This window comes from Catenuloplanes atrovinosus (assembly GCF_031458235.1).
Taxonomy (GTDB): Bacteria; Actinomycetota; Actinomycetes; order Mycobacteriales; family Micromonosporaceae; genus Catenuloplanes; species Catenuloplanes atrovinosus.
Map to the genome: position 1 here is coordinate 6,249,391 of NZ_JAVDYB010000001.1, position 13,053 is coordinate 6,262,443.

Here is a 13,053-nt window from a genome sequence, read left to right on the forward strand (position 1 = left end):
GACGCAGCGCTAGCTCCGGGGACGACCCCAGACCCCGATCCTCCCGCTCCCAGCCGGATGCGGCCCGCATGCTCCCGCGGGCAAACCTCGCGGCGGCTCCGCCGCCGCTCCACCGCCGCATCGGAGCCGGTCCCGCCCCTGGTCACTCAACCCCACGCACTACCCGCACCACCACGACTCCCGGCCGCGCCATCGCACCCCAGACAGCCAGAGCCGACGCGCGCCTGGAGCGCGCGGCGGGTGTCCTCGCCGCGCTTGGCCGGCGGGTAACCGCCCCCGTCGCCGTCACCGTCGCCCGATATTTCCGCATATAGACGGTCTCGGCTAGGTGTCCGCTGCGACTTTGTGAGCCTCAGGCACGTTATTCGGTGGGAATTACGTGCCTGAGGCTCACATAGATGAAAACTGGTCGATCAACGGGCCCGCGCCACGACCACGGACGCGGCGTCGGCGCGGCCGGGAGGTGAGCAAAGGCGCGGACGGCGTGGTAGCGGTGACCACACGGACACCGGCTCCGACCGGCGGACCGGAGCGGAGCGCCAGCGGAGTCGGAGGGAAGCCGGAGGTTTGCCCGCGGGAGCATGCGGGCCGCACCGGGCTGGGAGCGGGAATATCGGGGTCCGGGGTCGTCCACGGAGTCGGCACAGCGCCCGCGGGAGCATGCGGGCCGCACCACGCCGGACGCGGGAAGATCCGGGGGGCGGGGTCGTCCACGGAGCTAGCGCTGCGCCCGCGGGCCGCACCACGCCGGAAGCGGGAAAGGGGTCGCCCTCGCAGCTCGCACGGCGAGGAGCAGGTCCGATACAGGGGGCGGCAGGGTCCGGCGTCGCTCCCACAGCTCGCACGGCGAAGGGGGTCCGGTTCAGGCGGGCGGCAGGCCGGCGTGGATGGTGCGGACGGTGGTGATGGTGTCGGCCTCGGCGGCGGTCTTGTCGTCGCGGTAGCGCAGGACGCGGGCGAAGCGGAGCGCGACGCCGCCCGGATAGCGAGGGCTGGTCTGGACGCCGTCGAAGGCGATCTCCACCACCTGCTCCGGGCGCACCGTGACCACCCAGTCCCCGCGGTCGACGGCCAAGGACAGGAACCGTTCGGTCTGCCAGCGCAGCAACTCGTCGGTGAGGCCCTTGAAGGTCTTGCCGAGCATGACGAAGCCGCCGGTCTCCTCGTCGCGTGCGCCGAGGTGCAGGTTGGACAGCCAGCCCTTGCGGCGGCCGCTGCCCCACTCGACGGCGAGGACGACCAGGTCGAGTGTGTGCCGGGGCTTGACCTTGACCCAGGCGCCGCCGCGGCGGCCGGAGTCGTACGGCGCGTCCGGCGACTTGATCACCACGCCCTCCTGGCCGGCGCGGACGGCGGTGGCGAACAGTTCCGCGCCGCGCTCGGGCGTGTCGGCCAGCGCTCGGCCGACGATCAGCTCGGCGGGCAGCGTGTCCGCGAGCGCGGCCCAGCGTGTGGTGCCCGGCGCGTCCAGCAGGTCGGTGCCGTCGAGGTGCAGGAGATCGAAGAAGTACGGCGTGAGCACCGTGCCGGTCGCGGAGACCGTGCCGCTCGCGCGCGTGGCGGCGCGGGCCGAGGTCTCCTGGAACGGGCGCGGGCGGCCGGTGGCGTCCAGCGCGATCGCCTCGCCGTCCAGCACCAGGTCGCCCGGGGGCAGCGCGCGGACGGCGGAGACCACCTCGGGGATGCGGCCGGTGATGTCGTCGAGGCTGCGGGTGAAGACCGCCACGTCGGAGCCGGCGCGGTGCACCTGGATGCGGATGCCGTCGAGCTTCACGTCGACCATCGCGGGCGCGCCGGTGCTCTCCAGCGCGTCCGCCACCGTGGGCGCGCTCTGCGCCAGCATCGGCGCGAGCGGCCGGCCGACCCGCAGCGTGAACTCGGCGAGGGCGGCGGCGCCGCCGTGCAGCGCGGCCGCGGCCACGGTCTTGAGGTCGCCGCTGAGCAGCAGCGCGCGGCGGACGGCCGCGGCGGGGATGTCGGCGGCCTTGGCGATCGCGTCCGCGAGTATGCCGGCCTGCGCGCCCTGGCGCAGTTCGCCGCTGAACAGGCCGGTGAGCAGCCGCTGCTCCTCCGCGGTGGCGGCGGCGAAGAGCGCGCCGACCAGCGCGCGGCGGGTGGCCTGGGAGCCGGCACCGGACACGGCGGACAGTTCTGCGATGGCCGCGTCGACGGCACCGACGGTGAGGGTCGGCTCGGCCGCGGGCGCTGGCAGGTCACGCAGGCTCGCGTAGCCGACGCCGGTCTGCCGCTGCCGCAGCTCACCCGCGAGGTACGCCGCGCCGGCCGTCACCTCGCCCGGATCGAGCCCGCGCAGCGCGCCGGCCAGCAGCTCGATCTTCGCCTTCCGCGCGGACGTGGCCGCCACGGCGGACGAGGTGGCTGCCAGATCAATGAACCTCACGGGTCCATCCTGGCAGCCACCCCTGACATTTATGCGGCAACGGGCGGCTCGACGATGCGGAGGCCGCGAGCGCGGACCGCGTCGGCGAGGCGGGCGAGCTGGCCGTCCACCTTGACCAGCGCGGCGGAGAGCTCGTCGAGGTGCTCGGTGAGGGCGGCGTCGTCCCACCCGGAGACGTCCACGTCCCCCAGCGCGCTCACGGCGGCGTCCAGCCGCGCGATCACATCATTCGTACTCATGTACGAATGCTAGCGCATTCAGCCCTTGTGGAGTGCTTTCGCCACAGTCGACAGCAGGAGCGCCTCCGCGAGGCACGCGCGCTGGAACTCGCCCAGGTGCAGGCTCTCGTTCGGCCCGTGCGCCTTGGAGTGCGGGTCCTCCACGCCGGTGACCAGGATCGCCGCCCCCGGGAAGAGGTCCTGGAACGTGGCGATGAACGGGATCGATCCGCCGATGCCCACGTCCACCGGCTCGACGCCGTCCCAGGCGGTACGGAACGCGTCGCGCGCGGCGTCGAACGCGGGGCCGGTCGCGTCGATGACCGACGGCGAGCCGTCCTGCTCCAGCGTGATCGTGACCCGCGCGCCCCACGGCGCGTGCTTCTCCAGGTGCGAGGTGAGCGCCGCGAACGCGGACTTCGGGTCGTCGCCGGGCGCGAGCCGCAGGTTGAGCTTCGCCTTCGCGGACGGGACCAGCGCGTTCGGCGCCTCCGCGGTGGGCGGTGCGTCGATGCCGAGGATGGCCAGCGCCGGCTTGGTCCACATCCGGTCGGTGAGCCGGTCGGTGCCGATGAACCGGACGCCGTCGAGCATCCCGGCCTCGGCGCGCAGCCGCTCCTCCGGGTAGTCGAGCGCGGAGACCGCGCGGCCGACCAGCCCGTCCACCGCCACGTCGCCGGCCTCGGTGTGCAGCGTGCCGAGCAGCTTGACCAGCGCGGTGAGCGCGTCCGGCGCGACGCCGCCGAACATGCCGCTGTGCACCGCGCTGTCCAGCACCCGCACCTCGACGAACGCGTTGACGATGCCGCGCAGCGAGGTGGTCAGCGCGGGCACGCCGACCTCCCAGTTCGACGAGTCGGCGATCACGATGACGTCCGCGGAGAGCTCGTCGCGGTGCGCCTCGAGCAGCGCGTCCAGCGACTCGGAGCCGTACTCCTCCTCGCCCTCGATGAACAGCACCACGCCGACCGGCAGCGCGTCACCGTACGCCCGGAGCGCCGCGACGTGCGCCATCACGCCCGCCTTGTCGTCGGCGGCGCCGCGGCCGTAGAGCCGGCCGTCGCGCTCGACCGGCTCGAACGGGTCGCTCTCCCACATGCTCCGGTCGCCGATCGGCTGCACGTCGTGGTGCGCGTAGAGCAGCACCGTGGGCGCGCCGGGCGGGGCGGCCTTGGTCCCGATCACGGCGGGCTGGCCGCCGGCCCGGACGATCCGGGTCTCCAGGCCCTCGGCGCGCAGCAGCTCGGCGACCGCCTCCGCGGAGCGCTCCACGTGCGAGAAGTCGAAGCCCTCGAAGGCGATTCCGGGAATCCGGACGAGCCGCTCCAGGTCGGCGCGCACGCCCGGCATCTCCCGCAGGATCGCCGCGCGGATCGCCGCCTCATCCATGATCGAATCCGTCATGGCGACAATCCTATTGCCGGTCGCCTTACTGCTGGTCGGCGCCGCCGTCCGCGCCCGGCGGGCGTCGCCGTGCGGCGCGGGCCGCGGAGTCGGCCGCGGTGCTCGCCCAGTCGCGCGCCTTGCCCGCCTGGCTGCCGGCCCACTCGCCGATGTCGGCCGCGCCGCCGCCGAGCCGCCGCACCAGGCCGACCAGCGGGTCGGGCGAGTTGGCGAACGACTCGCGGTACGCCTCCGCGGCCTCCTTGGCGGCGTCGCTGACGCTGGCGTCACGGTCCGTGTCGCGGTGCGGGTAGTCGCCGCCGAGAATCCGCGCGTACGCCCCCGAGTCGATCCACTGGCGCAGGTCGGCCGCGCGCGCGACCGGCACCGGGTGGCTGCTCCACGCGGTCATCCGCAGCTTGTGCAGGCTGTCGCGCACGTCGCCGCCGCCCGCGTACTCCGCGGCCTGCTCCAGGAACGCGGTGGTGTCGATCTGGCTGAGGTCGCCGCCGCCCGCCAGCTTCATCAGCAGGCGCAGCGCGGCGGCCGGGTCCTGCCCGGCGAGCAGGCCGGCGCGGTCGGCGGAGAGCTCGGCCTTGCGCCACCACTCGTACATCGCCGCGATGATCGCCCGGAGCGCGATCGCGCCGATCGGCAGCCAGGCCAGGTTCGTCGCCCAGCGGGTCAGCACCATCAGGATGGTCTTGTAGACCGCGTGGCCGCTGCGCACGTGCCCCAGCTCGTGCCCCAGCAGGGTGCGCAGCTCCTCGTCGTCGAGCTGCTGGATCGCGCCCGTGGTGATCACGATGAACGGCCGGTCCAGCCCGATCGCCCGGCCGCCGATCATCGGGTTCTGCTCGACGAAGAGCTCGGGCAGCTCGGCGATGTCGAGCGTGGCGCCGGCCTCCGCGTACCGCGCGTAGACCGAGGGGTATTGGCGGTGGTCCACGCGAATGCCGCCGGCCAGGTAGGAGAGGCGGAAGCCGCGCTCGTTCCACATGCCGAAGAACGCCTTGACCACGTCGTCGAAGCCGCGCAGCTCGCGGAGCGCGGTGAGCGCGCCCCGGTCGGCCGGGTGTTCCCAGGCGCGGGAGCTGATGCCGGTGAGCGTCACCCGCCGCCGGGCCGGTGTGCCGCCAGTCGTGTCGGTGCTCATCTCTCGCTCCCCGGAGTGGCTTGGCTCGGACTCCTGCGATCGTGCCCCAGTCCGTCAAACGGCGTCCATGCCCGCCGCGCGATCGGTCACCCTGAGTTTCCCCCTAGGGTTCGATCTTCTACTGCCGCCTGATCGCCTCGCCCGCGATCTCGATCCGGACGCGCTTGCCGACCAGCACGCCGCCGCTCTCCAGCACCACGTTCCAGCGGAGGCCGAACTCCTCGCGGTTGATGTCGGTGTGCGCGCTGAAACCCACGATGTCCCGGCCGTACGGGTCGCGCCGCGCGCCGCCGAACTCCACCTTCAGCTCGACCGGCTGGATGACGTCGCGGATGCGCAGGTCGCCGGCGAGCACGAACCGGCCGGAGCGCCGGGCCGTCGGCTGCGGCATGTCCACCGCGCGGCGGGTGATCCGGTTGGCGGCACGCAGTGAGGCCCAGGAGAAGATGGCGTCGTCCGGCTCCTCCCATTTCACTCCGGTGCTGCGGAATTCCAGAGTGGGGAATCTCTCGACGTCGAGGAAATCGGCGCCGGAGAGATGCGCGTCACGTTCCGGATTCGCGGTGTCGATGCTGTTCGTCTGAATGACGGCCGTCACCGTGGATTGCAATGGATCGTCCGCCACGGCTATCCTCGCCCACCCCTTGGTGAACTCTCCGCGCACCGGGCTGACCATCATGTGCTGCGCCGTGAAGCCCACTCGCTTGTGCGCCTCGTCCAGCTCGTAGATGCCGGGAGAGGGGATGACCAAGCCATTCCACTCCCGCGTCGGGCTGTCGGCCATCGCTTTACGTACCCCCCGATTTGCCTTTTGTTCGCCGGCCCTTCAATGAGGGCCGCGTTGAGCCGTGAACGATTAGACCACAGCATTTCATGCATGTTACAGGCGGTTCACCGTGACATTTGGCGGGCGACCCGGCAGAGCGGGCGCGGATGATAGCGACCGCCGGCCGTCACGTCCGCAGAAGCCAGGAAGCTACTGCCACATAACGGGCGAATGACATATTTGTGTCCTAGGACCCGGCCGGATGGGGAGAGCGATGACAGGACCGGTGGCCGCGTTCCGCAACCTGCGGGTCGCGGGGAAGCTGGCACTGAGCTTCACCGTGGTGCTGCTGCTGGCGCTGGTGATCGGGCTGGTCGGCATGGTGCAACTGCGCCAGGCGCAGGACCGGTTGCAGGGCATGTACCGGGACAGCCTCCAGGCGATCTACTGGCTTGGCCTGGTCGACACCGCCAACCAGGAGGCCGCGCGGGAACTCTTCAACTACGCGATCGCGCCCACCGAGGCGGAGATCGCGCAGGTCCAGGAGGAGATCGCCACCACGGACGAGACGCTGGACACCAACTGGGGGCTCTACACCGCCACGGACATGACCGGCCGGGAGGAGGCGCGCGACCGGTTCGACGCCGCACTCGCCGAATTCCGGCAGGTACGTACCGGGACGCTGATCCCGGCAGCCGAGTCCAGCGACTTCGATGCGTTCCTCACCGCCTACAACGCGCAGGGCAAGGCGCTGGAGACCGCGATGAGCGCGGCACTGGACGACCTCCAGACGATCGAGGACACCGCCGCGCAGCGGGCACTCGACGACGCCACCTCGGCCTCCCGTGCGGCCACGCTGCTCATCTGGCTGCTCATCGCCGGCGCGGTAGCGGTCAGCGTGGTCGTCGTGATCGTGGTGAGCCGCATGATCGCCGGGCCGCTGACCCGTACCGTCGCGGTGCTCAACGGGCTCGCCGAGGGCCGGCTCGACGAGCGCCTCGACGTGACGAGCCGCGACGAGGTCGGCCGGATGGCCACATCGCTCAACGCGGCGCTGGACCGCATCTCCGGCGCCATGCGGGAGATCGCCACCAACGTCGACACGCTCGCCTCCGCCAGCGAGGAACTGTCCGCGGTCGCCGGCACCGTCAACGACTCCGCCGCGCGCTCATCCGCCCAGGCCCAGGCCGCCTCGTCCGCCGCGGAGCAGATCAGCGTCAACATCTCCACGATCGCGGCCGGCAGCGACGAGATCGGCGCCTCCATCTCCGAGATCGCCCGCTCCACCTCCAGCGCCGCCGACGTCGCGGCCGGTGCCGTCACCGCCTCCGCCCGCGCCGGCGAGATCCTCGACCAGCTCGGCGCGTCGTCCGCCGAGATCGGCAACGTGGTCAAGCTGATCACCTCGATCGCGGAGCAGACCAACCTGCTGGCGCTGAACGCCACCATCGAGGCCGCGCGCGCCGGCGACGCGGGCAAGGGCTTCGCGGTGGTCGCCTCCGAGGTCAAGGACCTGGCCCAGGAGACCGCGCGGGCCACCGGCGACATCTCCGCCCGGGTCGCCGCCATCCAGTCCGACGCCGACGCCGCGGTCGCCGCGATCGCCGCCATCAGCGACGTCATCGAACAGATCAACGCCACCCAGACCGCGATCGCGGCCGCGGTCGAGCAGCAGACCGCCACCACCGCCGAGATGAGCCGCAACGTCAACGAGGTCGCCACCGGCTCCTCCGAGATCAGCTCCAACGTCACCGGCGTCGCCGAGGCCGCCGCCGAAACCACCGGCGCGGCCGCGAACACCGAGCAGACCTCGGCGGAACTGGCCCGGGTGGCGGCGGCACTCCAGCGCAACCTGGCCCTGTTCCGCTACTGACCGGCCCCGCGACGCGAAACGGGTCCACGGGGGAATCCCTTCCCCCGTGGACCCGTCGTTTCCGGTCAGAGCTGCGTCTGCTCCTGCCGGTTCGCCAGCAGTTGCACCATCGGCGTGGTCGCGACACCGGTGTAGACCCGCACGTCGTCCACGACACCGGCGAAGTACTGGCCGTACGCGCCGTCGGTCATCGCCCGGCCCACCTGGAGCCCGCCACCGGCGGCCCAGTCGGACGCGTACGGGACCGTCGCCGTGGCACTCAGCGCGCCGTCGACGTAGAGCGAGGCCGTGTTCAGGAACGCGTTGTAGACCAGCGCGAGATGCTGACCGCTGTTGTCGGTGCTCACCGCGACACCGCTGTCGATCACCGTCTGCGCCGAGCCGTTCGCGTCGTCATGCGGCAGGACCGCCTCCCAGCGGCCGGTGGCACCGCACCGGATCACGAACCCGCTCGACCGGGTACCGGCCTGAGAGATCGCCGCGCGGCCGGTGCCGCACTGCGTGGACGCGGCCTGGACCCGCAAGCTCACGGTGAAGCTGCCATCGGTCGCGGCGACCGGCCCGGCCGTGTACGCGTGGTCGTCGACCCCGTCGAACACCAGGTGGCCCGCGCCGACCAGGGCCGACCGCAGGGTCGGGTCCGCGTCGAGGTCCGGTGCGTACAGCACCGGCCCCCCGGCCAGCGTCAGGTCCTGTCCGGGTGTGGTGTCGTCGTCGCTGTAGTACGGCGACGTGTTACCCGCGACCGAGTTCAGCGTCCAGTAGCCGACCCGGCGGGGCGCCAGCTCGGCCAGCGCGGTGATCTGGCCGGGCATCACGATCCGGTCGAAGAGCGCCACGTCGGCGACCTCGCCCTTGAAGAAGTCGCGGTAGCCGGCGTGGTGGTAGCGGCGGCCGATCTGTATCGGCCCTTGTGCGTACCAGCTGGCGTCGACCGAGACGTACCCCTGCACCACTCCGTTGACGTAGAACGTCATCTTCCCCAGCCGCGGGTCCACGACCAGCGCCAGGTGCGTCCACTCGTTCGGGGTGGCCCGCGTCGGGGTCCAGGCCGAGTGCGAGTCGAGACTGATCACGTCGGTGTGCGGCAGCCGGGCCACCCACGCATCGAGTTCGGCCTCGTACCCGATCGAGTACGCGTACTGTCCACTGCCGTCGTGGCTGAGCACGGTCTGATCACGGCGTGCTCCGGTGCCGTGGTCCGCCAGCCGTGCCCACGCCGAGACCGTGTACGGGCGGCTGGTGTCGATCGGCACGGCACCCGCGCCGGTGGTCAGGTGGCCGGCCGCCGTGCCGTTCAGCGCCACGGCGTTGTCCGTACACCCGGTGGGTGTGTCCTGGCAGGCCGGGCCCGGCACGTCGAACGTCACGCCCGCGCCCGCCGTGGCGGGCAGCGCACCCCGCGCGTCGGCGGCGGTGGCCGAGCCGGCCGCCTCGTCCAGCGCCCACTCCGCCACCGACGGCCGGTTCGGGACCCAGAACGTGCACACGGATGTCACCGTGGCGTTGTTCGCCTTGTCGAACGCCTGCACCGTGACGAAGTTCTGCCCGTCCCCGGTCGGCATCCAGTCCACCGACACCGGTCCGCCCGGCGCGGCAGGCGTGAGGACGTTGTTCGCCGACGGGTTGGTGTTGAACCCGTACCGGTAGGAGACGACGTCCGCCGACGGGCTGTCGAACGTGAAAGTCCCGTACTGCCCCACCGAGCCGATCCAGTCCTCGCTCTCCACGCACGCCGCCGTGGTGTCACCCGCGTCCGACGCCAGGTACTCCGGTGAGTCGATGTCCGGCCCCACCGGTCGCGTCCGGTCCAGCACGAACTGGCACTTCGACTGGCCGCCCTCGCCGCTCCACTGGCTGATCGTCCGGTCATCACGCGCCCGGACCTGCCAGGTCACCACCACGTTCTCCGGGATGTCGGACGGCGCGGTGATGCTGAACTGCGAACCGCTGGCCTTCACGCCGGTGGTGATGAGCCGGGTCACGGTGCTGCCGCCCGCCGGCGTCCAGGACACCTGGAACTCGCCGGTCATGTTCTCGGTGTGCTTGCCCGGCTTGTGGTCCGGGTCGGTGAGCGTGGCCCTCAGCGTGGGGATCGTGTCGGTGTACGGCGCGTTCGCGCCCGACACGCACGCACCCCCCGGCGTGGTCAGCAGCGAGTTCTGCGCCGGCCGGTTCGGCGTGGAGTTGTAGTTGACCCGCAGCAGCGCGTTGCCGCAGAAGCGCTTCCACGCCGTACCGTCGGTCTCGCTCGTCGCCTTCAGCAGGAACGTGGTGGTCGACCAGTTCTTCGCGGCGGCCTGCTGCACCGCGTTCGTCGCGTTGAACTCGACGTTGCGCGAACCACAGCCGACCGTGTTCGTCGGCGACTTCTGCTCCTGCAGCGCCCCCATCGCGGGCTGGTTGTTCCACGTGGTGCCGGAGCCGATGCCGGCGTTCGCCAGATGCAACGACACCGACCGGGTCACCGGGCCCCACAGGTACGTCATGCCCACGTGGAACTGCGCGCTGATGATGCTCTTCCCGCCGTACGGCGTGGGCAGCGCGTACAGGATGCGCTTGACGTCGTTGCCGCCGGCGCAATCGGAGTCCGCGGGCGGGCACAGGCCGACGCCCGCGTTGCCGCTGAACTTCCAGTTCGGCTGGTTCGGGAACGCCTTCTGGACGCCGGCCCAGCCGGAATTGGTCGTGTCCACCCACACCGGGTCGATGTACACCGGCCAACGGGTGTCCTTCGCGGTGAGCATCGCCCGGTCGGGAGTCAGCGTGAGCGTGTCCTTGCTCAACCGCACGCCGAGCTCGGCGCGCTTGGCGTTGTCCGGTGCCGCGCTCGCCGCGTCGACCGGCGGCGGAGCCGCGGAGCGCGCGTTGGCTCGCGGAGCCGGGCCAGAGTCCCACACGATCGGATCCGCCGCCTCGAAGAGCGCGCCGCCGGTCGCGGTGTCCACCGCGGCGAGACCCTCACCCCGCTCACGCACGGTCAGCCCGCCGGTACGGACACCGAGGTCCAGCTCGGCCAGCTCCGGATTGGTGGCCGCCTCCGCGTTCTTGACCACAAGAACGTGGGAGAAACCGGTCGACGTCACGTTGACCACCAGGTCGACACCCGGCAACACCTCGCCGTACGTCGCCCGGTCCCCACTGAGCGTGGGCTTCGGCAGCTTTCCCGGCCATGTCAGGCCCATCGTGCGGCCGGCACGCTCAACCTCGATGAACGGCGCCTCAGCACCGCCACCGGACAGAGCGGCACCGAACGGTACGGCCTTCGGCGCCACCGAGCCGTCCGAGCGCTCGACGAGCGTGGTGTCCACCGGCACCCAGCTGCCGCCCTTCGCCACATGCTCGGGCTGGACGTACAGGTTCTCGGTCGTGGTGCCGTCCGGGTTGGCGAAGACCTCGCGGCGCTCACCGCGGAACGCGAGGATCTCGACCGGCTTTCCGGTCTTCGTGGCCGCCTCGATCGCGGCGTCCTGGGTGTGCTGCGGGCCATCGGCCGGCGCGGTCACCGCCGACGCGGCCACCGCCGCGTCCGGCGCATGCTCCACGTAGGCCAGGCCGCCGAGCAGGCCGGCGAGACCGGCCGTCAGCCCGGCGGCGCGGAACCATCTCGTGCCGTGAATCGTCATGACGCGGTCCATCCCAGGAGTGCGGAGCCGGCCGGGGCAGAGGTGCCGTCGTTCGGGAACACGTAGTCGTAATCCGGCGTTCCGACGGCCACCGTCGACCACAGGACGCCGTAGAGTTTGTCTTCGCCGGTGGGGGTGCCGACATGCAGGCGGGCGCCGGACATGCTCATCGCCATGCCGATCATTTCGCCGGCCCTCGGCTCACCCGGCAACGCGGTGTTCCGGTCGACTCCGACGTCGGAGGGGATCGAGGTCAGGCCGCCACGGAACACCCGGATCGTGCCCGCGTCGCGCGCACCGCCCACGTCCTTGCCGGGCGCGCCGACCGCGAGGAGCAGCGTGTCATCGGTCACCGGCGTCGGTTCGGCATGGTTGACCATCCGCACCGAGAACCCGAAGTAGCCGCCGCGCTCCGGATCGCCGCCGATGCCCGCCGTCGCCTCGGTGACCGGGCTGAGCACCGTGCTCGTCGTGTCCGTGATGACGAACCGCTGCACCATGCCCGCGTCCTGGACATTGTTGACATCCTCGTTCGGCACACCGATCGCCAGCAGCGACGTGGCGGTCCCCGTGTACTGAATGATCGCCACGGACTTACCCCACTGGTCACCGCGCCCCGCGACGCCGTCCACCTCTCGACCGGCGCTGTCCTTCGAGTCCTGGCTGAGGTCGGCCACGAGTTTCGGCAGCGAGCCGCTCATGGCCGTGCTGCTGAAGACCTGCGCCGAGCCGGCGAACGGCCGATCGCCGATCGTGTCCCCGGGCCGCCCGAGCACGAAGTGATGGGTGGCGGCGTCGAGGGAATAGCCGACCTGATCGTTGAGAGCCGCGGCACCGGGTATGCCGTTGCCACTCCACATCGCGTAGTTCGCCGTGCCCCGCAGCACGTGCACGAGCCCCGCGTCCCAGTGGCCGAAGTGGTCCTCACCCGGCACCCCGATCAGCAGGTACGGCTGGTTGGCCGCGGTCCTCGACGCGGCCACGGCGTACCCGAAGTGATCCCGGTTCTCCGCGGCATCGCCGAACCCGGCGGCGTCGCTGTCCTGAGACCAGTTCTCGCTGGCCTTACCCTTGCCCAGCCCATCCGGCGACCCGTAGATCAGGTGCACCATCCCGTGATCCCGGCCGCCGTTCGCCAGATCCTCGTACGGCACCCCGACCAGCAGATCCGTGCACCCATCGGAATTCCAGTCCACGACGTCCATCGAGTAGCCGAACTGATCACCGGCCTCGGCACCCCAGAGATTATTGCTGGCCGCATTCTGATCGATCGTCTGGGTGACGTTGATCCCCTCGTACTGCACGATGATCCGCCCGGCGCCATCATTCGCCCCGGGATCGGCGATGGCGATGTCCCGATGCCGGTCCCCGTTGAAGTCGTAAGCGCCACCGGTCCCGGCGCAGGTGGCCGCAGCGATCGCCATCCCCCTCTGAGGAGCAACGGTGGCCGACACTCCGGGACTGATGAGCGGATCAGCAATTGATTTAGTGAACCCAGACATGACCTCGGCCCGGGGTCCAGATACCGAGCCAACGAGGACCGCAGCGCCGAGCAGAATGCAGCCAAAAATCGCAACAGCGCATCGACCGCGCCCCACATTGAAGCCTGGCGGAGAGCCGCGCAGACCGG

8 protein-coding genes are annotated in these 13,053 nt (G+C 71.3%); 1 reads left to right on the plus strand and 7 read right to left on the minus strand.

All coding sequences use genetic code 11. The annotated features are described in order from the left end of the window. Window positions 1-862: 862 nt before the first annotated feature. From J2S41_RS27650 to J2S41_RS27670, 5 genes are all read right to left on the minus strand, one after another. On the minus strand, window positions 863-2,401 hold the full coding sequence (locus tag J2S41_RS27650; protein ID WP_310371896.1) for an ATP-dependent DNA ligase: 1,539 nt from the start codon (window positions 2,399-2,401) through the stop codon (window positions 863-865). Between the two features lie 29 nt (window positions 2,402-2,430). Then, entirely contained in the window at window positions 2,431-2,640 is a 210-nt protein-coding gene (locus J2S41_RS27655; RefSeq protein ID WP_310371898.1) for a hypothetical protein, read from the minus strand. An 18-nt stretch (window positions 2,641-2,658) separates the two neighbouring features. After that, window positions 2,659-4,023 carry a dipeptidase gene (locus J2S41_RS27660; protein WP_310371900.1) on the minus strand — a complete coding sequence of 455 codons (1,365 nt, stop codon included), beginning with the start codon at window positions 4,021-4,023 and terminating at the stop codon, window positions 2,659-2,661. A 25-nt stretch (window positions 4,024-4,048) separates the two neighbouring features. Next, a complete protein-coding gene (locus J2S41_RS27665) occupies window positions 4,049-5,158 on the minus strand; it encodes a M48 family metallopeptidase (protein WP_310371902.1) in 1,110 nt (369 codons plus the stop codon). Between the two features lie 118 nt (window positions 5,159-5,276). Next, window positions 5,277-5,942 carry a YceI family protein gene (locus tag J2S41_RS27670; protein WP_310371903.1) on the minus strand — a complete coding sequence of 222 codons (666 nt, stop codon included), beginning with the start codon at window positions 5,940-5,942 and terminating at the stop codon, window positions 5,277-5,279. A 256-nt stretch (window positions 5,943-6,198) separates the two neighbouring features. On the opposite strand from J2S41_RS27670, the gene J2S41_RS27675 reads away from it, so the two are divergent. Beyond that, on the plus strand, window positions 6,199-7,797 hold the full coding sequence (locus J2S41_RS27675) for a methyl-accepting chemotaxis protein (protein WP_310371905.1): 1,599 nt from the start codon (window positions 6,199-6,201) through the stop codon (window positions 7,795-7,797). A gap of 65 nt (window positions 7,798-7,862) precedes the next feature. Here J2S41_RS27675 and J2S41_RS27680 read toward each other — a convergent pair whose 3' ends face one another. Together J2S41_RS27680 and J2S41_RS27685 are read right to left on the minus strand one after the other, a co-directional pair. Continuing rightward, window positions 7,863-11,423: a LamG-like jellyroll fold domain-containing protein gene (locus J2S41_RS27680; RefSeq protein ID WP_310371908.1), complete on the minus strand. Its 3,561-nt coding sequence runs from the start codon at window positions 11,421-11,423 to the stop codon at window positions 7,863-7,865. Then, the gene (locus tag J2S41_RS27685) at window positions 11,420-12,877 is read right to left on the minus strand and encodes an integrin alpha (protein ID WP_310371910.1); all 1,458 of its coding nucleotides are present in this window, start codon (window positions 12,875-12,877) and stop codon (window positions 11,420-11,422) included. Before J2S41_RS27685 ends, J2S41_RS27680 begins: the two co-directional genes overlap by 4 nt. Window positions 12,878-13,053 lie beyond the last annotated feature (176 nt).

Bases quoted from the DNA above. Each gene is read 5' to 3' on its own strand.
- J2S41_RS27655 (WP_310371898.1), bottom strand. From the start codon at position 2,640: ATGAGTACGAATGATGTGATCGCGCGGCTGGACGCCGCCGTGAGCGCG.
- J2S41_RS27665 (WP_310371902.1), bottom strand. From the start codon at position 5,158: ATGAGCACCGACACGACTGGCGGCACACCGGCCCGGCGGCGGGTGACG.
- J2S41_RS27680 (WP_310371908.1), bottom strand. From the start codon at position 11,423: ATGACGATTCACGGCACGAGATGGTTCCGCGCCGCCGGGCTGACGGCC.
- J2S41_RS27660 (WP_310371900.1), bottom strand. From the start codon at position 4,023: ATGACGGATTCGATCATGGATGAGGCGGCGATCCGCGCGGCGATCCTG.
- J2S41_RS27670 (WP_310371903.1), bottom strand. From the start codon at position 5,942: ATGGCCGACAGCCCGACGCGGGAGTGGAATGGCTTGGTCATCCCCTCT.
- J2S41_RS27675 (WP_310371905.1), top strand. From the start codon at position 6,199: ATGACAGGACCGGTGGCCGCGTTCCGCAACCTGCGGGTCGCGGGGAAG.